Below are 26,521 nucleotides of genomic sequence, written 5' to 3'. Positions count from 1 at the left end.
CCGCAACCGCACTGCGGTGAATACCCGAAAAATGCCGGAGGGCGTCAGGAACCCAAATTGATCCTTGTTTGTTCTATTTTTGTTTGTGTGATGTGCTTATGACCATCGGCTATCATCCCATGCAGGAAGACCTCCGACCCGACGTTCCGACGAAGGGACGGGGATCCGTGACGAATCGGAGCGGCCGGTTCGAACGCCATGAAACGGCACGGATCGATGACGGTTGGCTCCTGGAGGAGGACCTGGATGGATCCGGGGCGCCTGCTCTCAGAACGCGCCTGGGGATCGATAGCGCCCGCAAGGTGATTACCCGGAATGACAGCCCGGACGTGCCCTTCGACCGGTCGATCAATCCGTATCGCGGTTGCGAGCATGGTTGTGTCTATTGTTTCGCCCGGCCGACACACGCCTATCTGGGCCTGTCGCCGGGGCTGGATTTTGAAACCCGTTTGTTCTGGAAACCCAACGCGGCGGAACTACTGATCGACGAACTGGCCAAGCCGTCCTATCGATGCGCGCCGATCGCGTTCGGGACGAATACCGACCCTTATCAACCGGTCGAGCGGCAGACCGAGGCGACTCGCGGCCTGCTGAGGGTTCTGAACGAGGCTCGGCATCCCTATACGATCGTCACGAAGAACGCCCTGGTCTGTCGGGATCTGGATCTGCTGGTACCGGCGGCGCGCGAGAACCGCGTCAGGGTGATGATGTCGGTGACGACCCTGGACCGGCATCTGGCAAACAAGATGGAGCCGCGGGCCAGCACGCCGGAAAAACGGATCGCCGCCATTCGCCGGCTGTCGGAGGCCGGGATTCCAACCGGTGTTCTCGTCGCCCCGGTTATCCCTGGGCTCAACGATCACGAAATCGAGGACATTCTGGAGAGGGTCGTGTCGGCCGGTGCGGGATCTGCCGGCTACGTGATGCTGCGTCTGCCGCTGGAGATCAAGGACCTCTTCCAGGAATGGCTGAAGGCCCATTACCCGGACAGGGCGGAGCGAGTGCTTTCCCTGATGCGGCAAAGCCGGGACGGGGCGCTCAACCATGCCGAGTTCGGAAAACGGATGCGGGGCACGGGGCCGATCGCCGATCTGATTGCCAATCGGTTCCGCCTTGCCCGGCGGCGGCACGGATTGGACAAGCGGCGTCAGTCCGACCTGGATTGCACGGCATTCGTGCCGCCACGGCGCCCCAGCCCGCAGATGGATCTGTTTTGATTTCATGGGTTTGGACCGGTTCACGGTGCGCAAACAAGCCTGTTAAAAATCATTGGTTCGACAGTGCCGGTTAACCTTGTTATGCAGCGCCCTCAGTCGCGCGAACATAAAGGTTTGTCGGATGTCCACCGACCCGGTTGCCCTCGATGGGGTGGAGCTGGAACGCTCCATGTTAATCACGTTCAACGCGTCCGAGCTGCCGACCGTCGGGCAGCAGGACGCCTTCGTATACTGGACCCAACTGCCCATGGAGGGCGGGCTGCCGGTCGTGGATCATATCGATCCGCTGACCCTGCCGCGCTCGGCGCTGCCCCTGATGGCCATTCTGGATGTCAGCGAATCCGACTTCCGCGTTCGGCTGGCGGGGACCGGCCTGACCGACATGCTGGGCAAGGAGTTCACCGGCACGAGGGTTAGCCAGTTGCCGGATGCGGATCAGGGCACCGAGCGGCTGCGTTGGGCGGTTCAACATCGCAAACCCTATTACGCGCGGTCACGGTTGACCTGGGCCGAGAAGCAGTTCCGGAACTATGGCGTGCTGACCCTTCCCTTCGGCCGTGTCGATGTCGTCGACCGCCTTGTCCTGGTCTTCGATTTCGAAAGCGTCCTCATCTGAGACCGCGGAATTCTTTCAGCGATTTCACGGCTTTGTCCTATTCGGCCGGAAAATACATGATAAGATGGCCGCATCATGCATGGTGCTTCTGAACTCACGGGAATCGCAATCGTGGCCGTCGCCGCCGTTTTGTGCGGCATGGCCATGGTCCGCCTCCGGCAGCCGGCGATCATCGGCTACATCTTCGCCGGTCTGATCCTCGGCCCGAACGGCCTGTCCCTCGTCGAAAACCGGGAGACCATCGACCTCCTGGCGCAGCTCGGCGTAATCATGCTGCTGTATTTCATCGGCATGGAACTCAGTCTGCGCAGTTTCCGGACAATCTGGAAGGTCGCGATCATCTCGGCCCTGGCGCAGATCGGCCTGTCCGTGGGCGCCCTCTATGTCCTGGGCGGCATCTTCGACTGGCCGCGGGAATGGGCAATTCTGTTCGGCTTCTGCCTCGCCCTGTCCTCGACCGCGGTCGCGGTGAAGGTGCTGGAGGATACCGGTGAACTGCGCAACACGGTCGGACGCCTGGCCGTCGGCATCCTGATCGCCCAGGACCTTGCCGTCGCCCCGATGCTGGTCGTTATCGGGAACATGGCATCGGAGACCGAAGGCGCCGTCCTGCACATGGTGCTGGAGGTAGCGCTGTCGATCGGCATCCTGGTGCTGATCATCCTGTTCCTGACCCGGCGTTCGAAGGTCGACCTGCCGTTCCACCAGATTATCGGCAAGAATGCGGACCTGAAGCCGCTCGCTGCATTCGCCATATGCTTCGGTTTCGCGACGATTGCCGGCGTGATCGGCCTGTCCCCGGCCTTCGGCGCATTCCTGGCAGGTCTGATTGTCGGCAACAGCGCCCAGCGCCAGGAAGTGCACGAGAACGCCGGACCCATCCAGGCGATCCTGATGATGGTGTTCTTCCTGTCGATCGGCCTGCTGATCGATCTCCCCTTCGTCTGGGAGAACATCTGGCTTCTGCTGGGCCTGCTGCTCTTCGTGGCGGTGTTCAAGACGGCCCTGAATGTCTTCATCCTGCGGCTGCAGGGCCAGAGCTGGCAGACCGCCTTCTCCGTTTCGCTGGTCATCGGCCAGTTGGGAGAGTTCTCCTTCGTCATGGCGGCCGTGGCCCTGTCATCCAACGTGATCGGCGACGAGATCCACAAGATGATCGTTGCCCTGACGGTTTTCTCGCTGGTTACCAGCCCGCTCATGTTCGACATGAACAAGCGTATCCGGCACCGGGCGGCGGGCCATATTTCCAGTGTCGGCGGCCTGCTGAGATTTGCCTATTTCCGTGAATGGCAGATCACCAAGCGGACGTCACGCGCCCTGTTTGCCGTCGCCTTCCGTATTGCGACCTGGCTGCAGATCCGCATCGACAGGATGCGCCGACATGCGGCCCAAAAACTGGACGAAAGCCCGATCCGCAGGAAGCTGCCGGGGGATGTCGACAAGTCGGCTCCGCCGCCGAAGGACGCTTCCATGGACGAAACGCCGCCCAAGACCCACAAGTCTCCGCCCAAGGCGGGGTCGGCCAAGAAGGTGACCGCGAAGCCCGCGCCGAAGAAATCCGGCGACGCACCATCGACCGGAAATGCCTGATCTGTCTCATGAGCTTCGTCTGCTCTCGGAGAGCGACGGCCCCGTGGCCGGGCTCGATGAGGTCGGCCGCGGTCCATGGGCGGGGCCCGTTGTCGCCTGCGCAGTGCTGCTTCCTGAGCCACACGCGCCGATGGCGGGTTTGCCGGCAGCGATATACACGGCACTGGACGATTCGAAGAAGCTGTCCGCCGAGCGCCGGGAGGCCCTCTATGAACCGCTCCTCGGCGCGGTCCCTCATGGGTTCGGGGAAGCCAGTGTCGCGGAAATCGATGAATTGAACATCCTGCAGGCCAGCCTCCTGGCCATGCGGCGCGCCCTGGCGGCGCTACCGTGTCCCGCGGGGTGCGCGCTGGTCGACGGAAACCGCGACCCCGGGCTCGGCATCCCGACACGCCTGATCGTGAAGGGGGACAGTGCCTCCATCGCCATTGCGGCCGCGTCCATCCTGGCGAAGGTGCGGCGCGACAGGCAAATGATTGCCCTTGCCGAGGACTACCCGGACTACGGCTGGGACAGCAATATGGGCTATGGAACGGCAGCCCACCGTGCGGGCCTCGATCTGCATGGAGTCACGCCCCATCACCGCACCAGCTTCGCACCGATCCGGGCGCGGCTTCAGACGGTGCTCAATATCTAGAGTCCTGCTTCGCGGTCGGGACTCTATATGTAGAAAAATTCAAGTCGAATCAGATACTTGTTGACCGCGACTCTCGAAAGAATCATGATTCGGGCTCTGGCAAGCACTAGGGCTCATGAAGAATCATGAAAAAACTTCCGCAGAATCAAATTCTGACAGGTGACTGTATTGAAGTAATGCGGTCACTTCCCGAAGAATCCGTAGATATGATCTTTGCGGATCCACCGTACAACTTGCAATTGGCCGGTTCTCTTTACAGACCGAACAATTCCAAAGTCGATGCGGTCGACGATGACTGGGACAAGTTCGACGATTTCGATGCTTACGACCGGTTCACCCGCGACTGGCTGTCGGCGGCGCGGCGCGTCCTGAAGCCGTCCGGAACGATCTGGGTGATCGGCAGCTACCACAATATCTTCCGGGTCGGAACGGCGCTGCAGAACATGGGGTTCTGGATGCTGAACGACGTGGTCTGGGTGAAGACCAATCCGATGCCCAACTTCAAGGGGCGGCGGTTCACCAATGCGCATGAAACGATGCTTTGGTGCTCCAAGGATCAGGAAGCGCGCTACACCTTCAATTACGAGGCCATGAAGGCGCTGAACGACGATTTGCAGATGCGCAGTGACTGGACCCTGCCGATCTGCACCGGTCATGAGCGTCTGAAGGATGATGACGGGGCCAAGGCCCACCCGACACAGAAGCCGGAGGCACTGTTGCACCGGGTCATCCTGTCGTCGACGGAGCCGGGGCAGGTGGTGCTGGATCCGTTCCTGGGCAGCGGCACGACGGCCGCCGTGGCGAAGCGCCTCGGCCGTCGCTGGATCGGGATCGAGCGTGAAGAGAAATACCTCAAGATCGCCAGACGCCGGATCGCGGCGGAGCCGGAGGCAGCCGATGCCGACGCCATTTCCTACACCACGCCGAAGCGCAAGGAACCGCGCGTTCCCTTCGGCATGCTGGTGGAGCGCGGAATGCTGAGCCCCGGGACGGTACTGATCAGTCCCTGCCGGCGGCATACGGCCAAGGTGCGATCCGACGGCACGATCATCTCCGCCGCCCATCGCGGGTCCATCCATCAGGTTGGCGCGGCCGTGCAGGGGGCGCCGTCCTGCAACGGTTGGACATACTGGCAGGTCAAGTCGGATGGGTCCAAATCCGTCCCGATCGATGCCTTCCGCCAGCGCATTCGCGCCGAACTGCACTGACCTGAATGACAGTCAAACAGGAAAGGGCCGGCATCTGCCGGCCCTTTCACTTTTGCGCCTGCCTTCCGGCGGAAGGGGGCTATGCCCGCCAGAACGGCTTGGCGACTTCCAGGTCGACCGTGCGGCGATCAAGGCCGATATCGTCCAGTTCGCGATCCGTCATGCCGGCCAGGCGCTGGCGGCTTTGCCAGCGGAAATGCCAGCTCTTGAGGATGGCGCCGATGGTCAGCCCGTCACGTTCGACGGCGTGGGCAAAATGGGTGTAACTTTGGTTGCAGGTCGTATCAGTCATGGCGTTGTTCCTTCTCGGTTCAGGTTTCATCGCCCCGTCTGTGACTAAGATGAGCCTTGCCTGTTCCAGAAACAAACGCGAATATCCGGGCCATTGGCTTAGAAAAAGTTATTCAAGGAGATTTCGATGCGCCGCCGTCTTCCGCCGCTGAAGGCCGTCCGGGCGTTTGAGGCCGCCGCGCGCCATAGAAGCTTTGTTGAGGCGGCCGAGGAACTTGCCGTTACCCCATCGGCAATCAGCCAGCAGGTGAAGCAGTTGGAGGAATGGTTGGGCCGGGCGCTGTTCCGGCGGCTGCCGCGCGGATTGGCCGTGACGGAGGTCGGGAAGTCCTACCTGCCGCCGCTGACCGAAGCGCTCGATCAGATCGAGGGGGCGACGCGCCGGGCGATGGAAGGGCAGGATTCACGGACCCTGAAGGTCACCTGTCTGTCTTCCTTCGGGGCGCAATGGCTGACGCCACGGCTGCACCGTTTCGACACCCTTCATCCCGAGATCGACGTGATGCTGGCGACCTTCGACCGGGTGGTCGATCTCGAAGCCGAGGATATCGACGTCGCCATCCGCTACGGCACCCGCGACTTCCCGGGGCTGCATGTCGAGACGCTGATGGACGAATATCTGGGCGTCGTCTGCAGTCCCGATCTGGTCAATCATCCGGACCACCCGATCCGGCACTATGCCGATCTGGCGCATCACACCCTGTTGCACGATGCCGATGCGAAGGTCATGGGGCCGATCGAATGGGGCCGGTTCCTGGAAATCGTCGGCGGGGCGGACGGCGTCGACTGGAGCCGGGGGCCGAAATTCAGCGACAGTCACATGATGATCCAGGCCTGCCTCGCCGGCCGGGGCGTGATGGTCGGCCGATCCGCCCTAGTGACCGACGCCCTGAAGAACGGAAACCTCGTCGCGCCCTTCGGCATGCCGGTAAAGGCCGAGTCCAGCTACCGTATGGTCATGCTGCCCGGCGCCCTGGCAGACCCCAAGATCGCCGCCTTCCGCAACTGGATCTACGAAGAACTGGACATGCCGGTTCCGGCGGTGTGAGGGCGAACGCTGGTTTGGGAGAGGCTGGAGCGGGTGAAGGGAATCGAACCCTCGTATGCAGCTTGGGAAGCTGCCGTTCTACCATTGAACTACACCCGCATCCTGAAGCCGGTTTATAGTGAGCGGCGGCCTGCCGATCAAGCGGGAACCGGTGTCACCGTCCCGCTCGCCTTCGACAATGTGCCGGCTTCGTACTCAATGCCCATCAGGGTCAGTGGAACGACCGGCCCGCCGAGGTCCAGGGACTGGACCGGTTCGACGCTGAATCCGAACGGCGCGTAATAGCCCGGATCGCCGACGATCAGAATGGCGGGGCGGCCTTCCTGTCGCACCGTATCCATGCCCTTGCGGACAAGGGCCCGGCCGATGCCGAGACCGCGGATTTCCGGACGCACGGCCAGCGGGCCCAGCATCGGCACCGCCATGCCGCCCGGCAGGACGACCGGCCAGAACCGGATCGAAGCCACCATCTCACCATTCAGGCGCGCCACATAGCCGTATTCCTTCATCGGCGGGATGCCGGCGCGGAACCGGTGGACGGTCCGGGTCAGGCGCCCGGGACCGAAGGCGCTGTCGATCAATGCGTCGATATCGTCGGAATCCGACTGGGCTTCTTGCGTCAGGGAATACTGCATCGGGTTTCTTCCTATCTCTTGTGCCCGTCAAAACCGGCGCGTGACGGCGAGTGGAAGAAGGACGGTCCCAAATTTAAGGACGGGCCGCCCCCTGCACGCCGTCAATGCGCGCGAAAACACCGCCGGTCCTGCCCGGTCGTCGGGCGGACGCGGCGCGGCTTCGTCGCGTGTCGCGCATGGCGGTGTGGCGGGTCATGTCGGTCCAAGGAGGCTCCCGTAAGCATGGCCGATCCCGCATGGATCAGCTCATGGGCAACCGCTGTAGCATGAGTTCGCGCCGGGCACAATTGCGTGAACGGCCCGGGATGTCAGTCCCCGCGGCTGGTCCCGCCGCGTCTGTTGAACTACGGTTAGGCTCAACGAGAGCAATCGAACGGGGGGATATTCCATGGCGATATCAAAGTTCTGGCGGCTGGCCATCGCGGCCGGTCTGGTTCTCGGCGGCATGCAGCCTGCCGCGGCCGAAACCTGGGACGAAACCGTCGCCGAGGCCCGTGGACAGATCCTCTACTGGAATGCCTGGGGCGGCGATGAAGGGATCAACGACTATGTCGCCTGGGTCGGGGAACGGCTGGCCGAGGAATACGAAATCGATCTGGTTCATGTGAAGTTGAGCGATACTGCGGAGGCCGTCCGAAAGGTCGTCGCGGAAAAGGCCGCCGGACGTGACGAGGACGGGTCGGTGGACCTTATCTGGATCAACGGCGAGAATTTCAAGGCGATGAAGGATCAGGCATTGCTGCACGGTCCGATCACGCCGAAACTGCCGAATTACGGGCTCATCGACGTGGCGGCAAATCCGGCGATCGAACTGGACTTCACCATTCCGACCGAAGGGTACGAGTCGCCCTATGGTCAGGCGAAGCTGGTCTTCATCCATGATTCCGAAACGGTTGCCGAACCGCCGGGCAGTACGGTCGATCTGCTGACCCATGCCAGCGAGAATCCGGGGCGCGTGACCTATCCCGCGCCGCCGCAGTTTCTCGGCACGACCTTCCTGAAGCAGGCGCTCTATGAACTGGTCACCGAACCGGAGGTCCTGCTCATAGAGGCCGGCGCCAACTTCGACGAGGTGACGGCGCCGCTTTGGGCCTATCTGGACCAGTTGCACCCTGTGATGTGGCGCAGCGGCAAGGATTTCCCGGCCAATGAGGATGCCCTGATCCGACTGCTGGACGAGGGTGCGGTGGACTTTGCCATGTCCTTCCATCCCGGAAAGGCGTCGGCGGCCATCGCACAAGGGCTGCTGCCGCAATCCGCGCGAACCTTCGTTCTGGATGGCGGTACGATCGGCAACACGCATTACGTCGCGATCCCCTACAACGCCGCCCACAAGGCAGCGGCAATGGTTGCGGCAAATTTCCTGCTGTCACCCGAGGCGCAGGCGCGGAAGCAAAATCCGGAAATCTGGGGCGACATGACCGTGTTGACCCTGTCACGCCTCTCACCGGAGGGCAGGGCCCTGTTCGAAGCGCTGCCGCGGGGCGTCGCGTCCCTGAGCCCGGAGGAGCTGGGACCGACATTGCCGGAACCGCACCCGAGCTGGATGACCCGGATCGAAGCCGCCTGGCTGGAGCGGTATGGCAGTTGACCCGGCCGGGTCGGCGGCGCTGCGCCGGGCCGGGTTTCTGCGCTTTGTCCCGGGCCTGACGCTGGCGGTCTTTCTGGGGCCCGTCGCGGCAGGACTGTTCGGAACATTGCTACCGGCTTTCGGATATCTGCCGGCGCTGGGGGGCGATACTGTCTCGCTGGCGGCCTGGCGGGACCTTGCGGCGTATCCCGGCGTTCTGGATGCCACCTTGCGCAGCTTTGGTACCGGTCTGGCATCGGCGGCGATCTCGTTCGTGCTCGTCACCCTGTTCTGCGCCGCGTCCTTCGGAACGCGCTGGTTCGGTCGCGTTCGGGCGGTTCTGGCCCCGCTGCTGGCGGTGCCGCATGCCGCGCTGGCCATGGGGCTGGCCTTCCTGCTGGCCCCCAGCGGCTGGATCTTGCGGGCGTTGTCGCCCTGGCTGACCGGTTATGACAGACCGCCGGACCTGATGCTGGCGCCGGATCCCTACGGGTGGAGCCTCGTTCTCGCCCTTGTCGTCAAGGAAGTGCCGTTTCTCTTTCTGATGACCGTCGGCGCGCTGAATCAGGTTCCCGCGGACCGTTCCATCCGCGTCGCGCAGTCACTCGGCTACGACCGGATGTCCGCCTGGCTGAAGACCGTCCTGCCCCGGATATACGGGCAGATCCGGCTGCCGGTCTTTGCGATCGTCGCGTTTTCCGTCTCGGTCGTCGACGTCGCCATGATCCTGACAGTAACGCCTTCCCCCACACTGGGGGTTTTGATCCTGCGCTGGGCGAACGACCCGGATCTGACCCTGCAGTTCCAGGCGGCGGCCGGTGCCTGCCTGCAGGGTGGGGTGGTTCTGGCGGCGCTGGCAGCCTGGATCCTGGCAGAGCGCGCAGTGGCCCGGATCGGTCTCGCCTGGATACGCATTGCAGGCCGCCGCATGCCGATGGGCATGAATGCCGGCGCGCTGGCCGGGCTGTGCGGCGCCGCGTTGCTGGGAATGCTCGGCCTGATGGGGCTCGCCGTCTGGTCCTTTGCCCGGCGTTGGCGGTTCCCGGACATGCTGCCCGCGGAATGGACCCTGTCCAACTGGACGCGACGCATTGACCAGATTGTCGATCCGCTTCTGACCACGGTCTGGCTGGGCGCGGCGTCGGCGGCGATCGCGCTTTTCCTGGTCCTGTTGTGCCTGGAAGCGGAACAGCGGACCGGCCGGCGCCCCACCAATCGCGCGTTATGGCTGCTCTACACACCGCTGATCGTGCCCCAGGTCGCGTTTCTGTTCGGGGCGCAGGTTCTGTTGGTGAGCGGCGGCATGGACGGACATTGGGTCGGGTTGGTCTGGGCCCATCTGCTGTTTGTGCTGCCCTATATCTTCCTGTCGCTGTCAGATCCCTATCGGGCCCTGGACCCGCGTTATGAGCGCGCGGCGGCTTGTCTGGGGGCGGGGCCATGGCGCATTTTCGGGCGGGTGAAGCTGCCGATGCTGTTGCGCCCGATCCTGATCGCCTTCGCGGTCGGGTTTGCCGTCAGCGTCGGTGAATACCTGCCGACGGTCTTTGCCGGGGCGGGCCGCCTGACGACCTTGACGACCGAGGCGGTCTCCCTGGCGGGGGGCGGCGATCGACGCACGATCGGTACCCTTGTGGTTCTGCAGGGCGTGCTGCCATTGACCCTGTTCGCGTTGGCGGCCATCACACCAATGCTGGTGCGCCGGGCCGCATTTCGACGGGGAAGGGGCGAATGACGATGGATGCCGATCACGATACGGCGGGACAGGCCGCGAACGGCCTGTGCCTGCAGGACCTTGGCATCAGCCATGATGGAACGGCCCTGTTTGCGCCCGTGTCCCTGTCTGTCGCGCCGGGCTGTACGGCGACGATCATGGGTCCCAGCGGGTCCGGCAAGTCTACTCTTCTATCCGCGATCTGCGGTACGCTGGATCCGGTTTTTGCGATGTCGGGCAGCGTGACCTTGAACGGGCGGCGGTTGGACGGGCTTCCGGCGCAGCAGCGCCGTACGGGTATCCTGTTTCAGGACGATCTGTTGTTTCCGCATCTCAGCGTCGCCGACAATCTGGCTTTCGGGTTGCCAGCCGGCCTGCCCCGTGCCGAACAGCGCCGACGGATCGCCGAGGCGCTGTCCGAGGCCGGCCTGACCGGGTTTGAGCACCGCGACCCGGCGACCCTGTCCGGCGGCCAGCGTGCGCGGGTAGCCTGTCTCAGGGCCCTGATGGCGGAACCGGAGGCGCTGCTTCTTGATGAGCCGTTCTCCAAACTGGACGCCGATCTGCGCGTGCGGTTCCGCAGCTTCGTGTTTGAACACAGCATATCGCGCGGAATTCCAGTCCTGCTGGTAACGCACGACCCGGACGATGCAGGCGCTGCGGATGGTGAGGTAATTATGTTGCGCGGTATTTAGTTGGAATTTTAGACAAAATTGCAACACCTGTGGAAATGCAGCGCAAACTCCATAAAAACCACAAAAAAAGCTTCTTTCTGGCTCTATGAATCGAACCCGAAGCCCCCTATAATCGTTATTACCTCGGGAGTTTCCCATGCCGCCTGGATTTGCCGGTGCGGTATTTAACATGTCCCACTTCGGGGAATTGCTCTCTCATCTGCGCCACCTTGGCGGTGAGCGGCGGGAAGCAAGACCCTACGGAAGAAGCCGCAAAGGGGGAATTGATAATATGTTGAAGCGTCTGATCGGCCTGGTTGGTGGCGCCGTTCTGCTCGCAGGTTGCTCGGTCTATGGAAATCTCGAAGAGCTCCAGAGAACCGAACCGCAGGGCACGGAATTCACCAAGGCACTGGCCAAGGAATACCAGAAGTTCTCTGAGTTCGAAATGTACGAGATGCACGACCACATCGACGGCGATTATTTCGCCCGCAAGGGCTTGCGCGCTGCCGCCGGTGAGGTTGTCCTTCCGGAGGAACTCGGAAACTGGAATCTGCCCGCTGATCGCGTTGACCTGCTTGCAGCCGCTCGTGCGCGTCTGATCAAAGCGCTGGACGCCGGTGGCCGCGAAGACCACCCGGTCGAAGCGGCGATCGCCCAGGCGAAGTTCGATTGCTGGGTCGAGCAGCAGGAAGAAAACCATCAGCCCGAGCACATCGCCGAGTGCATGAAGGAATTCGCGGCCGCGATCGAGGTGCTGGAACAGAAGATGGAGCCGCCTGCACCGCCGCCCCCGCCGCCGCCCGCGCCGGAGCCGGTGATGGAGCCTGCGAACTTCATTGTCTTCTTCGACTGGGATGATGCGAGCGTGAACGAAGGCGCCGGCCAGGTCCTGAACCTCGTGAACTCGAAGTTCGGCGACTACAAGGACGGACAGATCAGCCTGGTCGGTCACACCGATACGTCGGGTCCGAACGACTACAACGATCGTCTGTCGCTGCAGCGTGCCAACAACGTGCGCTTCGCGTTGATCGAAATGGGTGTGCCGGCTTCGGCCTTCACCGTCGATGCCAAGGGTGAGAGCGAGCCGCTCGAAGCCACCGGCGACGGCGTGAAGAACCCGCAGAACCGCCGCGTGGAAATCACCATCAAGTGATGATCGCGGTTCCGGAACGGCCATCCGTTCCGGCGTAAATCAGGGACCGGGCCGGAAGGGCAACCTTCCGGCCCGTTTCCTTTGAAGGGCGGATAATTTGAAGGGCGGATAACTGGACAATGCGCGTCAATGATCCATTATTGGTGTCACATTTCTGGTAATGGATGGAAAAACCAGGCCCTGCCATGAAATACGAAGCGATTACGAACGAAATCCGGGTCGCCGTGGAGCCAAGGTTCCTCGAGGATCAGTCCTCGCCCCAACATTCGCATTACGTCTGGGCCTACAGCGTCCGGATCGAGAATATGGGCGACCGACCGGTCCAACTCATCAATCGATATTGGTGCATCACCGACGCCAACGGCCGGAGGGAGGAAGTGCGCGGACCCGGGGTGGTCGGCGAGCAGCCGCTGATCGAGCCTGGCGCATGTTTCGAGTATACCAGCGGGGCGCCGCTGAAGACCCCGTCCGGCATCATGTCCGGGCGCTACGAGATGGACGATCACAGCGGCGGCCGGTTTGAAGTCGAAATTCCGGCTTTCTCTCTTGATAGTCCGCATCAGACAATCCAATTGAACTGACGCAACGTAATTGGTAGCACAACTGGCGCGTCCCTGGCGCGCCGTAGTTCGAAAGCATGCGGGTGCGGGTCTTCCGCGGACGCGTCAGAGCAAGGAAGAACCGATGAACGCCATTCAGCAGCCCGCATCTGTCGACCAGAAGCAGGACTCCCTCGACGTCGTGCCGCGCCCCAGCCGGGAAGAAGCGGAAGCGGCGGTCCGGACTCTGCTGCGCTGGACGGGCGATGACCCGGACCGTGAAGGTCTGTTGGACACGCCGAAACGCGTTGTGCGTGCCTATGAGGAGTTCTTCGCGGGCTACGAAATCGACCCGACGGAAATGCTTGCGCGTACCTTCGAGGAAACGGGCGGCTACGATGAGATGGTGCTGTTGCGCGGTATCACCTTCGAAAGCCATTGCGAGCATCACATGGTGCCGATTATCGGTACGGCGCATGTCGCCTACCTTCCGAATGAGCGCGTTGTCGGCATTTCCAAACTGGCGCGGGTGGTTGAGGCCTACGCCAAGCGGCTGCAGATCCAGGAAAAGATGACGGCCCAGATCGCCGGGGCCATTCAGGACGCGCTTCAGCCGCGCGGTGTCGCCGTCGTCGTCAGCGGTCAGCACCAGTGCATGACGACACGGGGCGTCAAGAAGCACGGCGTCGACATGATTACGAGCCGCATGCTGGGCGCATTCAAGGACGACCGTGCCCTTCGTTCGGAGTTCATGGCGATGACGGGCTTGAACGCGGCGTCGATCGGCTGATCGACGAAACTGAAAAAACGGCGATCGTTGGATCGACCGGTCCGGCCTAATTCATAACGGATTGGCGGCGCATGATGGCGCCGGGCGATGCAGCCGCGTTTGTATCGCGAACGAAGTCCTCGAAATCGACCTTGTCCATCGGCTTCGCGAAATAGAAGCCCTGGCCTTCCGAGCAACGCAGGGTTCGGACGTATTCCGCGACCTCCCGCGTTTCAATGCCTTCGACAGTGACGGCCAGATTCATGTCGCGCATCAGGTTGACGATGTTGCGCAGCATCCGGTTCGATTTCTCGTCCTCCGGCACACCCGCAAGGAAGGCACGATCGACCTTCGCGCGCGATGCACAGACTTCACGCAGCATGCCCAATGAGGACTGCCCGGTGCCAAAATCGTCGATTGCGATACAGATCCCCATGCGGCTCAACTCCTCAACCGCCGCAAAGGTGATCTTGGGGTTGTTGGCCAGGGTGGTTTCGGTGATCTCGAACTCCAGCGACGAGGCGGGAATATCGAAAGTCTCCAGGGACCGCCGGACGAATTCCACGAAATTGTCTCGTTCCAGCTGCTTCGGAGAGATATTGACCGCCAGCTTGACCTGACTGAGGACCGGGTCCGCCTTCCATTCCTGAACGGCCGCGCAGGATTCGAGGAATATGAAACGACCGATCCCCTCGATCAGGTCCGCACTTTCCGCCACAGGAATGAACAGGGCGGGGGAGATCATGTTGCCTTCCTGCGTGCGCCAGCGGATCAGGCATTCGGCCGCCGAACATCGCCCGGTTTCCAGATCGATCTTCGGCTGGAAGACCGGGAAGAACTCCTGCATCTGCAGGGCTTCGCGGATCTGGTGCACAAGGGCGGATGTCTGCATGACGCGGGCGACGTCGTCCGGGGTCAGCAGGTAGACTTCCCCCCGGTGCAGGTTCTTGGCCTCGTAGTAGGCCATGTCCGCGTAACGGACGGCGAGACTGGGATCGGTGGCAAGCAGCGGGATTTCCAGACCGCCGGCGGTCACGCTGATCGAGACCCGCGCACCGCCGAATTCAAACGGCGCCGATAAGGCACGCTGCATCTTGCGGAACGTATCCAGTGCGACCGTGTCCGCCGTCTTGCTGGCAGGAATTTCGAACAGGGCGGTAAATCTGTCGCCATTACCCCGTCCAAAGAACTCGCAGGGCACAAGGGCCTGCTCGAGACGCTGGCCGACCAGTCGGATGACCGTATTGCCGTCCCCCATGCCGAACGTCGTGTTGATTGCCCGCATCTGATCGATGCCGATTTCCATCATCAGGAATCGCGAGGATTCCCGGACCGAAGGATCCAGTATCGATGCGAGACTGCGGTCCAGGGTTTCCCGGTTCGGCAATCCGGTCAGTTGATCGTAGAACAGCGATTTGTGGACGCGGTCTTCATGTTCCTGGACCTGGGACATGTCCCGTATGCAGCCGACAAAGAAGCGCTGCCCCTCGAACTCGTAATCCGCGATATGGATGTCGACCGGAAAGATCGTGCCGTCGCGTTTCCGTGCGCGAATGCGCCGAAGCTTGCCCAAAGTACCCCGCCGGGCGCCGGAAACCTCGTCTGCGATATAGCGATGGTGCCGGCTGGCATGCACGTCATTCATCAGGACTTCGATCGGTTGCCCGATCAGTTCGGCCTCCTGCTCGTAACCGAAAATGTCCAGCGTCACGCTGTTGATGGCGACAATGGTCGAATTGCTGTCGATGGTGATGATAGAATCGTGGGTATTCAAAAAAATCGCCTCAAGGCGCTGCAAATCCTCACTGGAATGAACCGCTTTGTTATCCTTGGCGCGGTTGGAGTCGGACATGCTGACCTGCGACTTTCTCTCGACCATGGTATATTCCGATACCATACACCGGGCCGATTAAAGAATGGTAAAGAAACCAAAGCGGGAATCTGGACAACTCTTGCGAATGTCAGGATGAGCTTCATCGCGCCGCTGGCACGGTGCGATCATTGTCGCTATTGTCCGCCTTCGGCATTGGGGCCCAAGTTCGTTAACCAGTTGGTTGGATCCCGGAGGGGGATTTGCTGGATTTCCGCCCAGTCTTTTTGGTGAACGGCATTCTGCTGGTCACGCTGGCGGCAGCCATGGTGCTGCCTGCGGCGGTGGATCTGGCTGTCGGTAATCCCGATTGGAAGGTTTTTGCCGCCGCGGCTGCGCTGACGCTCTTTATCGGCGCAATGCTGGCGCTGACCAACTGGGCGAAGTCGAATGCGCTCACCGTACGGCAGGCCTTCGTGATGACCTCGACCTCGTGGTTCCTGCTGCCCGGGTTCGCGGCGCTCCCCTTGGCATTTTCGGATCTGAATCTGTCCTACACGGATGCCTTCTTCGAGGCGATGAGCGGGATCACGACGACGGGGTCGACGGTGATTGTTGGTCTGGACTACGCGCCGCCCGGCATTTTGCTCTGGCGGTCGCTGCTGCAATGGTTGGGCGGGGTCGGGATCATTGTCATGGCCGTGTCCGTCCTTCCCATGCTGCAGGTCGGCGGGATGCAGTTGTTCCGGATGGAATTTGCCGAACGGATGGAGAAGGCGTTGCCGCGCGCGGCACAGATCGGTGCCTGGATCGCGATCATCTACCTGATCCTGACACTGGTTTGCGCGGCGCTTTACTGGTGGGCCGGGATGAGCGGCTTCGACGCCATAAATCATGCGATGACGACGGTGGCGACCGGTGGGTTTTCTACCTATGACAGTTCCGTCGGCCTGTTCGGCAGTGCCCGGATCGAATGGATCGCGACCGTGTTCATGATCCTGGGGTCCTTGCCCTTTCTGCTGTATCTGCAGGCGCTGCGGGGCGCGCCGGGGGCGTTGTTCGTGGACAGCCAGGTACGATGGTTCTTCGGCTTTCTGCTAACCGCCATCGGCATCATGATCCTCTATCTGGTGCTGGAGAAGAACTGGACCCTGGCGGACGCGATCCGCTTCACCAGCTTCAATGTGACGTCGGTCATGACAGGGACCGGTTATGCAACGCAGGATTTCGGTTCCTGGGGCGCGTTTGCGCTGCCGCTGTTCTTCCTGCTGATGTTCATCGGGGGCTGTGCCGGATCGACCACATGCGGGATCAAGATTTTCCGCTTCCAGGTTCTGTATGAGACGGCACGGGTCCAGATGCGTCGGCTGTTGCGTCCGCACGGCGTGTTCATTGCCTATTACAATGGCAAGCCGATCCCGGAATCGGTCGAAGAATCGGTGATGAGTTTCTTCTTCCTCTTCATGATGATCTTTGCCCTGATGGCTTGCGGCCTGGGCCTCATGGGGTTGGATTTCGTAACGGCGACCAGTGGTGCCGCGACGGCGATCTCGAATGTCGGGCCCGGCCTTGGCGACGTGATCGGCCCTGCGGGGACCTTTGCCTCCCTTCCAGATCAGGCGAAGTGGCTGCTGTCCTTCGGCATGTTGCTGGGGCGGCTTGAGATATTTACGGTGCTGATCCTGCTGGCGCCGAGTTTCTGGCGCGGCTGAGGTCACTGCGCGGTTTATTTCTTGAGAGGGCGTCATGCCGACATCGGTGGAAATTCTCGACACGCTCGTCGGGTTCGATACGACGAGTGCGAAATCCAACATGGCCCTAATCGATTGGGTTCGCACCTATCTGGAGGCGCACGGTGTGACCTCGACCCTGGTACCGAACGAGGACGGTACCAAGGCCAATCTCTGGGCCACGGTCGGGCCGGAGCGGGAAGGCGGGGTCTGTCTGTCCGGTCATACCGATGTCGTCCCCGTCGATGGGCAGCCCTGGGACACGGATCCCTTCGTTCTGACCCGCAAGGGCAGTCGACTTTACGGTCGTGGCACCTGCGACATGAAGGCGTTTCCCGCGACCGCTTTGGCGCTACTGCCGGAAATGCTGGCGAAGCCTCTGGCGCGCCCAATTCATTTTGCCTTTTCCTATGACGAGGAGGTCGGCTGTCTTGGCGCGCCTGCCATGATTTCCGAGATCGGACGAACGCTTCCGCGGCCCTCGGTGGTGATCATCGGCGAGCCCACCGACATGAAGGTCGTGTCGGCCCATAAGGGTATGTGGTTCTTCCGCACGGTCGTGACCGGGAAGGAGGCGCATTCCAGTCAGACGCATCGCGGTGTGTCGGCGGTCATGACCGGTGCGCGCCTGATCGCCAAACTGGATGAAATGGCAAAGGCGCGGGCTGCGGCGGCGGATCCTGACTGCAAGTTTGTTCCGCCATACACGACGATCCATGTCGGAACGGTTCAGGGTGGTACCGCTGCGAATATCATTTCTCGCCGATGCGAGTTCGTCTGCGATGTGCGGAATCTCCCGGAAGACTTTCCCGAAGACATCCAGCGGGAATACGAGGCATGGATCGAGCAGGAAATTCTTCCCGAAATGCATGCGGTGGATCCGGCAACACGGATTGACGTGACCACGGAAAATGTCGTGCCGGGATTGCGGAAAGACCTCGATAGCGAGGCCGAGACCCTGGTGCGGCAACTGACCGGCGACAATGATGTCACCTACGTGCCCTATGGCACCGAGGCCGGTCAGTTCCAGTCCGCCGGCATGGCGGCAGTTGTGTGCGGACCGGGATCGATCGATCAGGCGCACCAGCCGAACGAGTTCATCGAAGCCGGTCAGATCGATCAGTGCGAAGAGATGCTGCGCAAGCTCATCGAGCGCTGTCGCAGCTAGATTTCTCTCAAATCACCGCGTGCAGCATCCGGACGGAAGAGTGCCTCCGGGAAAATTCCGATGGCCGGATATTTTTTATTGAAATGCGTCTAAAACGCACTATCTTCCGCGTGAAAGCACATTAGACGCGTTCTAATAATGGGGCGCGCCTATTGTGCCCATTGAATTTTGCAGGGCTGATCATCCGGTCCTGCCGACGCTCAGACCAATTGGAGGAGAGAGCATGACCAACTTCCCGAATGCCAAGAAAGCCGGCGATAAAGTGCCGTCCGTAACCTTCCGTACCCGTGCCGACGGTGACTGGAAAGACGTGTCCACCGACGACATTTTCGGCGGCAAGCGAGTCGTCGTATTCGCCCTTCCGGGCGCTTTCACGCCGACCTGCTCCTCGACTCACCTGCCGGGCTTCATGATCAAGTCCCAGGAAGTGAAGTCCCATGGTGTCGACGACATCTACTGCCTGTCGGTCAACGACAGTTTCGTCATGAACGCCTGGGCCAAGGACCAGGGCGTGACTGACGAGCTGAAGGTCATCCCGGACGGCAATGGTGAGTTCACCGAAAAGATGGGACTGCTGGCCGACAAGAAGGATCTGGGTTTCGGTCCGCGTTCCTGGCGTTACGCGATGGTCGTGAACGACGGTACGATCGAAAAAATGTTCGTCGAACCGGAAAAGCCCGGCGACCCCTTTGAGGTCAGCGATGTCGACACGGTTCTGGGCTACCTCAAGGAAGCCAAAGCGGCCGCTGCATAATCTGGCCGACGCAGTTTGACGATGGGCACCGCAATCGCGGTGCCCGTTTTCTTTTGGTCAGAAAACGGTCTGATTACCGATCTGAATTCGTTCAAGAAATCCAATCCCCCGATCACGACGTAGAGAAAGGTACGCGGAAACTGGAGGATAAAATGAACAGTGTGTTGTTTGCATCGGATCATGATGCCGGGGGCGGGAACCACAGCCAGATTTTCAGGGCCACGACGTCAGATGGCGAGCGGGTCCGACACTATGAAAGATCGATCGCCGACGTCAGGGATTATCCGGATCTTGAGTCCGTATACACCGCCTGGAGGCTGCGCCGTGAGGCAGGCGACTCGACGGAGCTTGATGTTTTCGAAATTCCCCCAGCCCTATTGCCGACTGTGATGTTGATCGAACTTTCCCCGAGCGGTGACGATGCGGTCATTCGCCTGGCCGGTACCTATTGCTGCGAACTGTATGGCGGAGAACTGCGAGGGAAGACGGTGAACGATTTCTTTCAGCAACGAGACGCTCGTGATGTCCTGAAGGCCCTCAACGCCTGTGCTCAAGGCGGTGAGCCGAGCCTGGCGGATCGCCGATATGTGTGCCTGGAAGGCGATGAGTGGGGCTACACACGCTTATTGCTGCCCCAGCCGCCGAAAGATGGTCGCTTGCGCGTCTTCAAGGCAATGGATCGGTCGTCCCTGTATCATCTGGGGGCCATACGATAACGGGCCATGCTCGTGGTCCTGTCGGGCGCTCCACCCGTCGGGGCTTCTTCGCCGGGTAGACCTCGACGCTGGCGGAACGGCGATGCAAATCTCCCCATGAGAATGATTGGGGACAGGTGAGACTGATTTTGCCGTAACCCGATAAGCAACGACTTTTCAATGCGATGGATGTCTTGACGGCTCACCACCCGAGCGCCTGGTCCCGATCGGTCAATTGGTCGTTCGGGATTTCGCCCCTAACCCGGCGCCGGTCGCGATCTGCGAATTGCCCCGCTATCTATATAGACGCGCTGCTGTCGCGCCATGGCGCCCTCTTCCACCGTATCGGGCGGGGGTTCAAATACGATGTCGCCGGAGTACCAATCGGCGCGGATCTCCGCGGCTCCGTCAAACAGATCGGGGACCCTGACCAGTCTGCCGTCAATCCAGCCGTGCAGGTCGATCAGCCACAGGGCACCCGTGGCGATCTTCCAACGCCCGATATAGCCGCGCGCGCAGGCTTCGCTCCGGTGCTCGAAAGCCAGGTCGTGTGCCCGCAGCCACGGCGCAAGCGGCGCGGTGAAGAGGCGGTAGACCTCTTCCTCTATCCAGAGGGTCTCGGGAATCTGTTCGGGAGCTTGAGCCATCCATCCAGCCTAGGCGGGCCAATTGTGACGTGCAATCGCGCTGTGTCCCAGCTCAGAGCGCCTGGAGTTCCGCCATGAGATCGGCTGGAACGCGGACGCCGTCCTGCTGAGCTGCCGCGCGATTGTCCAGCCGCCGCGTACCGGGCAGTCGGGTCCCCGGCTGGTCGAGAATGGCCCTTACAAGCACGGGCAGCCGCTCGGCAAAGGAGCCGCCGGACAGGGCGACCGGATCGAAGGCGATCAGGGTCTGGCCAACTCCGGGTGGATCGCCGTCGGCGGAGAAGAAGGAACTGGCTTCGAAGCCGAAATTCGCCCCGGACAGGGCCGCGGCGAGAATCTCTACCATAAGAACAAGCGCCGCGCCCTTGGCGTCGCCCATCGGGATCATGGTGCCTTCCAGGGCCGCTTCCGCATTCGTGGTCGGATTCCCGTCGGCATCCAGGGCCCAGCCCTCTGGGATCGGCTCCCCCTTCTTCGACGCGACCATGATCTTGCCGCGCGCCACCTTTGACAGGCTCAAGTCGATCAGCAGCGGCGGTTCCGTCGTTCCCATCGGTGCCGCAAACGCAATCGGATTTGTCCCGAAGACGCCGGCGGTGCCGCCCCAGGGCGCGATGGCCTTTGGGCTGTTGCCGAGGACGAGACCGATCAGCCCGTCCTGCGCCAACAGTTCCACATGTCGTCCGGCAGCGCCGAAATGGTGGCTTCGGTATATCGTTGCGGCGGCGATCCCGGTCTCCGGCACGATCCTGCGCAACTCCCGCCGGGCGAGGTCCAGAGCGGGGAAGGCGAAGCCATGTCCGGCATCAATCCGGACTGCGGCCGATCCGGCGCGGTCTGCGACCGGTTCCGCGAAACCGTTGACCTTTCCACTGTTCGCCTGGGCCGAATAGGAGGGCAGGCGGGACAATCCGTGTCCTGCATGGCCGTCGATCTGGGCCGACACCAAGGCATCCGCCACGGATTCGGCATTGGGGTTCGATGTTCTGTTACGGGTCAGGATATCTACGGCAAGCCGCTTGAGGGATTCCGGCGAATGCAGATCGTCGCTCATTGTGGGTTCTCTAGCGGGTGGCGAAGGGGGTGCGCAGCCGGTGGGTCCGGCCGGGATGATGGAAACGGACCACCGTGACCGGGCCCTTGTCGTTCCAGGTACGCCGCTCCACGATCAGAACAGGATCGCCGACCGGGATGTCGAGAATCTCTGCCACGGTCTCGTTGGCGATGTCGGCGGAAATCGTATGTTCCGCGTCGGTCCAGGGAATGTTCCGAACCAGCCAGGGATTCGGGCCGTTCTCCGCAAAGGATTCCTCGATGCATTCCGGCACGGTCTGCGGGTCGATCCAGCGATCCTCGAATTGATAGGGGCGCCGATCGGCGAAGTGCAGGCATTGCAGGTGCAGGGCCTGTTCCCCTGTTGCGCGATCCAGCGCCATCGCCGCCATGGCAGGCAGCGCCTCGACCGCCCGGTGCAGCAGGCGGTACTGGTATTCGGCCCCGGTGGCGCGGATTTCGTCCTGAACCAGCGGGATGTCCAGGGCGAGGCTGCGGCCCTTGGGATACGCGACCCGCGTGCCGGTTTTGCGGCGGCGTTCCAGTACGCCTTCTTCCGCCAGTTCGCGTAGGGCACGATGCACCGTCGCACGGGCGCAGCCGAATTCCTCCGCCAACTGCATCTCGCCGGGAATCGTGTCCCCGGGTCGCCAATGACCGGTATGAATGCGGTCGCGCAGATCGTGCTTGATCCGCTGATAGGGGGCGACCTCGGTCAAACACTGTCCTCCATCAGGTGCGCTACGGTATCGCGGAAACGTTTCGCGATGGCGCTTCTTCTTCTGTGTTTGCCCTCTTGTACCACATGACGGCCTGCCGACCACACATCCCGGACGGCGCGGTCACCGGCAACAAAGATCCAGTGATCCAGCCACTGCGCCGGCCCGGGCACGAAGGGCAGGATCTCATCGGCGTCCAGTACGGTGATGTCGGCCCATTGCCCGACTTCCAACGTGCCTGCGCCGCGGCCCAGTGCCTGGGCACCACCGGCCGTTACGGCCCGGTACATTGCCTCACCGACGGAACCGGGACCGTCGCGCAAGACGGTGCGGCGGCGGTCCTTGAAGCGCTGGGAATATTCCAGGACACGCAGTTCCTCGGTCAGCTCGATGCGCACATTCGAATCGCTGCCAACGCCGTAGGCACCGCCGTTTTCGACGAAGCGGCGCCCGTCGAAGATCCCGTCGCCCAGATTGCCTTCGGTAATCGGACACAGACCGGCCACGGCGCCGCTACGGGCCAGCGCCTCGGTTTCGCCGGGCAGCATGTGTGTCGCGTGGACGAGACACCAGCGACGATCGACTTCGGCATTATCCATCAGCCAGGCAACCGGTCGGGCGCCATAGGCGGCCTCGACCGCCTCGACCTCTGCCGTCTGCTCGGCAATATGGATGTGGACGGGGCCGTTGCCGAACTCTCTGGTCAGTGGATCAAGCATCTCCGGCGGGACGGCGCGCAGGGAATGAGCCGCGACCCCCAGTACCGAATCCGGTGTCGGCAGTTGGATTTCACCGTGAAGACGCGCGTAGCGGTCAATGTTGCAGCCGAAACGTCTCTGGCGGTCGTTCAGCTCCTCGTTATGGACTCCGCCGCGGGCATAGAGCACCGGCAACAGGGTCAACCCGATCCCGCTGGCGGCCGCGCCGGCGGCGACGCTCTGCGCCATTTCCGCGGCATTGTCGTAGTCGCTGCCGTCCGGCTGGTGGTGCAGGTAGTGAAACTCCCCGACCGCAGCATAACCGGCCTCCAGCATCTCCATGTAAACCTGACCGGCGATCGCTTCGACATCGTCGGGCGTCAGTTTGCCGAGGAAGCCGTACATGGTTTCCCGCCAGGTCCAGAAACTGTCCTCGCCGCTGCCCTTGATCTCTGCATGGCCGGCCATGGCGCGCTGAAAGGCGTGGGAATGCAGGTTGCCCGGGGCGGGCACTGCCAGGCCGTTCGTCATGCGCAGATCGTCCTCCTGCGCTGCTGAATTCCGGGCAATTTCGGCTATCCGACCATCCGAGCCGATCCCGATCCGGACATTGGCGTGCCACCCGTCGGGCAGAAGGGCCCAGTCGCAGAAAAGTCCGGTCACTGCATGCTCCATTTTTTGTCTGGACATAAAAACTGTTATGACTATACAAAATGCGGCAACGGCGGCAAGGGGTTTGACCTGTGCCATGATCGTGCAACGCTCTTGTCTGCACAATATAGCGAACCGGGGGTATCGATCATGACATCGGATGGTGGTTTCGTACTCAGCGAAATCCGACTAGCCACCATGGCCGCGGGGGACAAACCGTACGGCCTCATCGAAGACGGGGCGCTGGCGATCCAGGATGGGCGCATTGTTTACAGCGGCCCGCGCGAACGGCTGCCGACACGCTTCGCCGACTGGCCGGTCGAGAAGGGCGGTCGTGCCCTGGCGACCCCGGCCCTGATCGATTGCCACACGCATATGGTCTATGGCGGCAACCGCGCGCGGGAATTCGAACTGCGCCTTCAGGGGGCCAGCTACGAGGAGATCGCCCGGGCAGGCGGCGGTATCCTGTCCACCGTGACCGCCACGCGGGACGCTTCTGAGGAGGAGCTGGTCGAATCGGCCCTGCCGCGGCTTGAATCCTTCATTGATGAAGGCGCGGGCGTCGTCGAGATCAAATCGGGTTACGGCCTGACCACCGCGGACGAATTGAAGATGTTGCGGGCGGCGCGCCGACTTGGCGCCGAACGCGACGTTACAATCGTCACGACCTTCCTGGCCGCCCATGCCATCCCGCCGGAATACAAGGATGATGCCGACAGCTATATCGACCTGATCTGCAAGGAGATGCTGCCACAGGCGCATGACGAGGGCCTTGTCGATGCGGTCGATGCCTTTTGCGAGACCATTGCTTTCAGTCCGGTTCAGGTCGCCCGCGTTTTTGAGACCGCCAGCGATCTGGGTATTCCCGTGAAGCTGCATGCGGAACAATTGTCCAATCTGGGCGGCACGGCTCTGGCCGCCGGGTTCAGGGCCCTGTCTGCGGATCATCTGGAATATCTCGACGCGGCGGGCATCGCGGCGATGGCGGAATCCGGGACGGTTGCCGTCCTGCTGCCCGGCGCCTTCTACACCTTGCGCGAAACCAAGCAGCCGCCGCTTCAGGGCCTTCGGGATGCGGGCGTGCCGATTGCGGTGGCGACCGATTGCAATCCCGGCTCTTCGCCGATGTTCTCGCCGCTGCTGGCGCTCAACATGGCATGCACCCTGTTCCGCATGACGCCGGAAGAGGTTCTGGCCGGGATGACACGCGAAGGGGCGCGGGCGTTGGGCCTGCTGAAGGATCGCGGCACGCTGGAAGCCGGCAAGCGCGCCGACATCGCGCTGTGGGACATCGAACATCCAGCCGAACTGGCCTATCGCTTTGGCTACAATCCCCTTATACGTCGCATTTATGGAGGCGAAGCATGACCCAGGCCGATACGGTCCTGACCCTTGTTCCTGGCAAAGTCGATATCGACACGCTGCGCCTGATCTACCGGGACGGTGCGGGCGCCCGACTGGACGAATCCTGTCAGGCGGCGGTACGCGCCGCGGCCGACAAGGTGACGGCGGCGGCCAACGGGGCGGATCCGGTCTATGGCGTCAACACCGGCTTCGGCAAACTGGCCCAGAAGCGGATTGCACCCGCGGATACGGCGCGGTTGCAGCGCAATCTGATCCTGTCCCATTCCAGCGGCGTGGGTGACCCGCTGCCGCCGGAAGTCGTTCGGCTGGTCATGGCGCTGAAGCTGATCTCGCTGGGGCGCGGCGCATCGGGCGTGCGCTGGGGACTGATCGAATTGCTGCAGGACATGCTGATCCGCGGCGTCCTGCCGGTCATTCCGGGCCAGGGATCGGTCGGGGCCAGTGGCGACCTCGCACCCCTGGCGCATATGAGCGCGGTGATGATCGGTGAGGGTGAAGCGGTCTATCGAAATGAACGCATGGCCGGGGCTCAGGCGCTGCGCGAGGCCGGCCTGTCCCCCATCGAACTGGGGCCAAAGGAAGGCCTTGCCCTGATCAACGGGACGCAGGTGTCGACGGCATTGGCCCTTGCAGGCCTGTACGATGCGCACCGCGCCTTCCGGGCAGCCCTGGCATCCGGTGCCCTGGCGACCGATGCCGCCATGGGGTCCAGCGCCCCCTTCCATCCGGAAATTCACACCCTGCGCGGCCATCAGGGCCAGATCGATGCGGCCCATGCGCTGCGCGCCTTGATGGAGGGCAGCGAGATCCGGGAGAGCCACGCCATCGACGATGAGCGGGTCCAGGATCCGTATTGTATCCGTTGCCAGCCGCAGGTCATGGGCGCCTGCCTCGACCTGATCCGCCACTGCGCCAAGACACTGGAAACCGAGGCCAACGCGGTGACCGACAATCCGCTGGTGATGAGCGGCAACGATGGGATCATCTCAGGCGGTAACTTCCACGCCGAGCCGGTTGCCTTTGCCGCCGACCAACTGGCGCTGGTTATCGCGGAAGTCGGCTCCATCACGGAGCGGCGCATCGCCATGCTGGTGGATCCGGCGCTGAATTTCGGTTTGCCGCCTTTCCTGACGCCGGATCCGGGCGTCAATTCGGGCTTCATGATCGCGGAAGTAACCGCCGCGGCGCTGTACTCCGAAAACAAGCAGCGCGCCAACCCGGCCTCTGTCGATTCGACACCGACAAGCGCGAACCAGGAAGACCATGTCTCCATGGCCTGCCACGGCGCGCGCCGTCTGATGGATATGAACCGGAACCTGGAACAGATCGTTGGCATCGAATTGCTGATGGCGGCGCAGGGCGTCGAATTCCGCGCACCGCTGACCACCAGCCCGCGTCTGAAGGCGGTGCTGCAGAGCGTCCGCGATGAAGTCCCGGCGCTGAAGGAAGACCGTTACATGTCCGGCGACCTGATCCTGGCCGCCGGCCTGGTCCGGTCGGGCAACCCGGTGCGCGCAGCAGGGCGGGATATCTTCCCGCGTCTTGCCGGCGGCATGGGCTGAAGGAT

At 62.2% G+C, this 26,521-nt stretch carries 24 protein-coding genes, 1 tRNA gene and 1 pseudogene; 18 read left to right on the top strand and 8 right to left on the bottom strand.

What is annotated here, in order from left to right; genetic code table 11:
* Window positions 1-167: 167 nt before the first annotated feature.
* From R8L07_01370 to R8L07_01350, 5 genes are all read left to right on the top strand, one after another.
* On the top strand, window positions 168-1,217 hold the full coding sequence (locus R8L07_01370) for a PA0069 family radical SAM protein (GenBank protein ID MDW3204162.1): 1,050 nt from the start codon (window positions 168-170) through the stop codon (window positions 1,215-1,217).
* 121 nt (window positions 1,218-1,338) lie between these two features.
* Window positions 1,339-1,833, top strand: coding sequence for a PAS domain-containing protein (locus R8L07_01365; protein MDW3204161.1), 495 nt, complete (start codon window positions 1,339-1,341; stop codon window positions 1,831-1,833).
* A gap of 111 nt (window positions 1,834-1,944) precedes the next feature.
* Window positions 1,945-3,423 carry a cation:proton antiporter gene (locus R8L07_01360; protein ID MDW3204160.1) on the top strand — a complete coding sequence of 493 codons (1,479 nt, stop codon included), beginning with the start codon at window positions 1,945-1,947 and terminating at the stop codon, window positions 3,421-3,423.
* Window positions 3,416-4,060: a ribonuclease HII gene (locus R8L07_01355; protein ID MDW3204159.1), complete on the top strand. Its 645-nt coding sequence runs from the start codon at window positions 3,416-3,418 to the stop codon at window positions 4,058-4,060. The genes R8L07_01360 and R8L07_01355 overlap by 8 nt, the downstream gene beginning before the upstream one ends.
* Before the next feature lie 125 nt (window positions 4,061-4,185).
* Complete coding sequence (locus R8L07_01350) at window positions 4,186-5,268, top strand: site-specific DNA-methyltransferase (GenBank protein ID MDW3204158.1); 1,083 nt, start codon at window positions 4,186-4,188, stop codon at window positions 5,266-5,268.
* Window positions 5,269-5,347: 79 nt separating this feature from the next.
* On the opposite strand, the gene R8L07_01345 is transcribed toward R8L07_01350, so the two are convergent.
* Window positions 5,348-5,560, bottom strand: coding sequence for a DUF1127 domain-containing protein (locus R8L07_01345; protein MDW3204157.1), 213 nt, complete (start codon window positions 5,558-5,560; stop codon window positions 5,348-5,350).
* Between the two features lie 126 nt (window positions 5,561-5,686).
* Between R8L07_01345 and gcvA the strand changes: the two genes are divergently transcribed.
* Entirely contained in the window at window positions 5,687-6,607 is a 921-nt protein-coding gene (gcvA, locus tag R8L07_01340) for a transcriptional regulator GcvA (GenBank protein MDW3204156.1), read from the top strand.
* Between the two features lie 25 nt (window positions 6,608-6,632).
* On the opposite strand, the gene R8L07_01335 is transcribed toward gcvA, so the two are convergent.
* Both R8L07_01335 and R8L07_01330 read right to left on the bottom strand, forming a co-directional pair.
* Window positions 6,633-6,706: transfer RNA gene (locus tag R8L07_01335), tRNA-Gly, on the bottom strand.
* 38 nt (window positions 6,707-6,744) lie between these two features.
* Window positions 6,745-7,242, bottom strand: a complete 498-nt coding sequence (locus R8L07_01330) for an N-acetyltransferase (protein MDW3204155.1) — start codon at window positions 7,240-7,242, stop codon at window positions 6,745-6,747.
* 388 nt (window positions 7,243-7,630) lie between these two features.
* Between R8L07_01330 and R8L07_01325 the strand changes: the two genes are divergently transcribed.
* The 6 genes from R8L07_01325 (at window position 7,631) to folE (ending at window position 13,685) form a co-directional block, all read left to right on the top strand.
* Window positions 7,631-8,833 (top strand): ABC transporter substrate-binding protein, encoded by a 1,203-nt coding sequence (locus R8L07_01325; protein MDW3204154.1) that lies wholly within the window; start codon window positions 7,631-7,633, stop codon window positions 8,831-8,833.
* A complete protein-coding gene (locus R8L07_01320) occupies window positions 8,823-10,547 on the top strand; it encodes an ABC transporter permease subunit (GenBank protein ID MDW3204153.1) in 1,725 nt (574 codons plus the stop codon). Before R8L07_01325 ends, R8L07_01320 begins: the two co-directional genes overlap by 11 nt.
* Window positions 10,544-11,221: an ATP-binding cassette domain-containing protein gene (locus R8L07_01315; protein MDW3204152.1), complete on the top strand. Its 678-nt coding sequence runs from the start codon at window positions 10,544-10,546 to the stop codon at window positions 11,219-11,221. Before R8L07_01320 ends, R8L07_01315 begins: the two co-directional genes overlap by 4 nt.
* A 271-nt stretch (window positions 11,222-11,492) precedes the next feature.
* Window positions 11,493-12,356 (top strand): OmpA family protein, encoded by an 864-nt coding sequence (locus tag R8L07_01310; GenBank protein ID MDW3204151.1) that lies wholly within the window; start codon window positions 11,493-11,495, stop codon window positions 12,354-12,356.
* A 185-nt stretch (window positions 12,357-12,541) separates the two neighbouring features.
* Window positions 12,542-12,937: a Co2+/Mg2+ efflux protein ApaG gene (gene apaG / locus R8L07_01305; protein ID MDW3204150.1), complete on the top strand. Its 396-nt coding sequence runs from the start codon at window positions 12,542-12,544 to the stop codon at window positions 12,935-12,937.
* Window positions 12,938-13,040: 103 nt separating this feature from the next.
* The gene (gene folE / locus R8L07_01300) at window positions 13,041-13,685 is read left to right on the top strand and encodes a GTP cyclohydrolase I FolE (protein MDW3204149.1); all 645 of its coding nucleotides are present in this window, start codon (window positions 13,041-13,043) and stop codon (window positions 13,683-13,685) included.
* A 46-nt stretch (window positions 13,686-13,731) separates the two neighbouring features.
* On the opposite strand, the gene R8L07_01295 is transcribed toward folE, so the two are convergent.
* Window positions 13,732-15,543 (bottom strand): EAL domain-containing protein, encoded by a 1,812-nt coding sequence (locus R8L07_01295; GenBank protein MDW3204148.1) that lies wholly within the window; start codon window positions 15,541-15,543, stop codon window positions 13,732-13,734.
* Between the two features lie 194 nt (window positions 15,544-15,737).
* Between R8L07_01295 and R8L07_01290 the strand changes: the two genes are divergently transcribed.
* The 4 genes and pseudogenes from R8L07_01290 (at window position 15,738) to R8L07_01275 (ending at window position 19,842) form a co-directional block, all read left to right on the top strand.
* Entirely contained in the window at window positions 15,738-17,186 is a 1,449-nt protein-coding gene (locus tag R8L07_01290) for a TrkH family potassium uptake protein (GenBank protein ID MDW3204147.1), read from the top strand.
* Between the two features lie 34 nt (window positions 17,187-17,220).
* Window positions 17,221-18,372 carry an acetylornithine deacetylase gene (gene argE / locus R8L07_01285; GenBank protein MDW3204146.1) on the top strand — a complete coding sequence of 384 codons (1,152 nt, stop codon included), beginning with the start codon at window positions 17,221-17,223 and terminating at the stop codon, window positions 18,370-18,372.
* Window positions 18,373-18,595: 223 nt separating this feature from the next.
* Window positions 18,596-19,099: pseudogene (locus R8L07_01280) on the top strand (peroxiredoxin).
* A 179-nt stretch (window positions 19,100-19,278) separates the two neighbouring features.
* Entirely contained in the window at window positions 19,279-19,842 is a 564-nt protein-coding gene (locus R8L07_01275; protein ID MDW3204145.1) for a PAS domain-containing protein, read from the top strand.
* A gap of 236 nt (window positions 19,843-20,078) precedes the next feature.
* Here R8L07_01275 and R8L07_01270 read toward each other — a convergent pair whose 3' ends face one another.
* Genes R8L07_01270 through R8L07_01255 form a run of 4 tightly spaced genes read right to left on the bottom strand, consistent with a single transcriptional unit; the run spans window position 20,079 to window position 23,601 of the window.
* Complete coding sequence (locus R8L07_01270; protein MDW3204144.1) at window positions 20,079-20,468, bottom strand: hypothetical protein; 390 nt, start codon at window positions 20,466-20,468, stop codon at window positions 20,079-20,081.
* 52 nt (window positions 20,469-20,520) lie between these two features.
* Window positions 20,521-21,522, bottom strand: a complete 1,002-nt coding sequence (locus R8L07_01265; protein ID MDW3204143.1) for an Ldh family oxidoreductase — start codon at window positions 21,520-21,522, stop codon at window positions 20,521-20,523.
* A 10-nt stretch (window positions 21,523-21,532) separates the two neighbouring features.
* Entirely contained in the window at window positions 21,533-22,240 is a 708-nt protein-coding gene (locus R8L07_01260) for a UTRA domain-containing protein (protein ID MDW3204142.1), read from the bottom strand.
* Window positions 22,237-23,601: a formimidoylglutamate deiminase gene (locus R8L07_01255; protein ID MDW3204141.1), complete on the bottom strand. Its 1,365-nt coding sequence runs from the start codon at window positions 23,599-23,601 to the stop codon at window positions 22,237-22,239. The genes R8L07_01260 and R8L07_01255 overlap by 4 nt, the downstream gene beginning before the upstream one ends.
* Window positions 23,602-23,739: 138 nt before the next feature.
* Between R8L07_01255 and hutI the strand changes: the two genes are divergently transcribed.
* Together hutI and hutH are read left to right on the top strand one after the other, a co-directional pair.
* Window positions 23,740-24,957 (top strand): imidazolonepropionase, encoded by a 1,218-nt coding sequence (gene hutI / locus R8L07_01250; GenBank protein MDW3204140.1) that lies wholly within the window; start codon window positions 23,740-23,742, stop codon window positions 24,955-24,957.
* On the top strand, window positions 24,954-26,516 hold the full coding sequence (gene hutH / locus R8L07_01245) for a histidine ammonia-lyase (GenBank protein ID MDW3204139.1): 1,563 nt from the start codon (window positions 24,954-24,956) through the stop codon (window positions 26,514-26,516). The genes hutI and hutH overlap by 4 nt, the downstream gene beginning before the upstream one ends.
* The last annotated feature ends 5 nt before the right edge of the window (window positions 26,517-26,521 follow it).

This window comes from Alphaproteobacteria bacterium, from assembly GCA_033344895.1.
Classification (GTDB): Bacteria; Pseudomonadota; Alphaproteobacteria; order UBA8366; family Aestuariispiraceae; genus Pacificispira.
This window is presented reverse-complemented; position numbering and strand designations above follow the sequence as displayed.

Coding starts and splice junctions, on each gene's coding strand:
- R8L07_01345 (MDW3204157.1), bottom strand. CDS start 5,560: ATGACTGATACGACCTGCAACCAAAGTTACACCCATTTTGCCCACGCC.
- R8L07_01315 (MDW3204152.1), top strand. CDS start 10,544: ATGACGATGGATGCCGATCACGATACGGCGGGACAGGCCGCGAACGGC.
- apaG (MDW3204150.1), top strand. CDS start 12,542: ATGAAATACGAAGCGATTACGAACGAAATCCGGGTCGCCGTGGAGCCA.
- R8L07_01265 (MDW3204143.1), bottom strand. CDS start 21,522: ATGAGCGACGATCTGCATTCGCCGGAATCCCTCAAGCGGCTTGCCGTA.
- R8L07_01355 (MDW3204159.1), top strand. CDS start 3,416: ATGCCTGATCTGTCTCATGAGCTTCGTCTGCTCTCGGAGAGCGACGGC.
- R8L07_01320 (MDW3204153.1), top strand. CDS start 8,823: ATGGCAGTTGACCCGGCCGGGTCGGCGGCGCTGCGCCGGGCCGGGTTT.
- R8L07_01350 (MDW3204158.1), top strand. CDS start 4,186: ATGAAAAAACTTCCGCAGAATCAAATTCTGACAGGTGACTGTATTGAA.
- R8L07_01270 (MDW3204144.1), bottom strand. CDS start 20,468: ATGGCTCAAGCTCCCGAACAGATTCCCGAGACCCTCTGGATAGAGGAA.
- folE (MDW3204149.1), top strand. CDS start 13,041: ATGAACGCCATTCAGCAGCCCGCATCTGTCGACCAGAAGCAGGACTCC.
- R8L07_01310 (MDW3204151.1), top strand. CDS start 11,493: ATGTTGAAGCGTCTGATCGGCCTGGTTGGTGGCGCCGTTCTGCTCGCA.
- R8L07_01275 (MDW3204145.1), top strand. CDS start 19,279: ATGAACAGTGTGTTGTTTGCATCGGATCATGATGCCGGGGGCGGGAAC.
- R8L07_01295 (MDW3204148.1), bottom strand. CDS start 15,543: ATGGTCGAGAGAAAGTCGCAGGTCAGCATGTCCGACTCCAACCGCGCC.
- hutI (MDW3204140.1), top strand. CDS start 23,740: ATGACATCGGATGGTGGTTTCGTACTCAGCGAAATCCGACTAGCCACC.
- R8L07_01330 (MDW3204155.1), bottom strand. CDS start 7,242: ATGCAGTATTCCCTGACGCAAGAAGCCCAGTCGGATTCCGACGATATC.
- R8L07_01325 (MDW3204154.1), top strand. CDS start 7,631: ATGGCGATATCAAAGTTCTGGCGGCTGGCCATCGCGGCCGGTCTGGTT.
- gcvA (MDW3204156.1), top strand. CDS start 5,687: ATGCGCCGCCGTCTTCCGCCGCTGAAGGCCGTCCGGGCGTTTGAGGCC.
- argE (MDW3204146.1), top strand. CDS start 17,221: ATGCCGACATCGGTGGAAATTCTCGACACGCTCGTCGGGTTCGATACG.
- R8L07_01365 (MDW3204161.1), top strand. CDS start 1,339: ATGTCCACCGACCCGGTTGCCCTCGATGGGGTGGAGCTGGAACGCTCC.
- hutH (MDW3204139.1), top strand. CDS start 24,954: ATGACCCAGGCCGATACGGTCCTGACCCTTGTTCCTGGCAAAGTCGAT.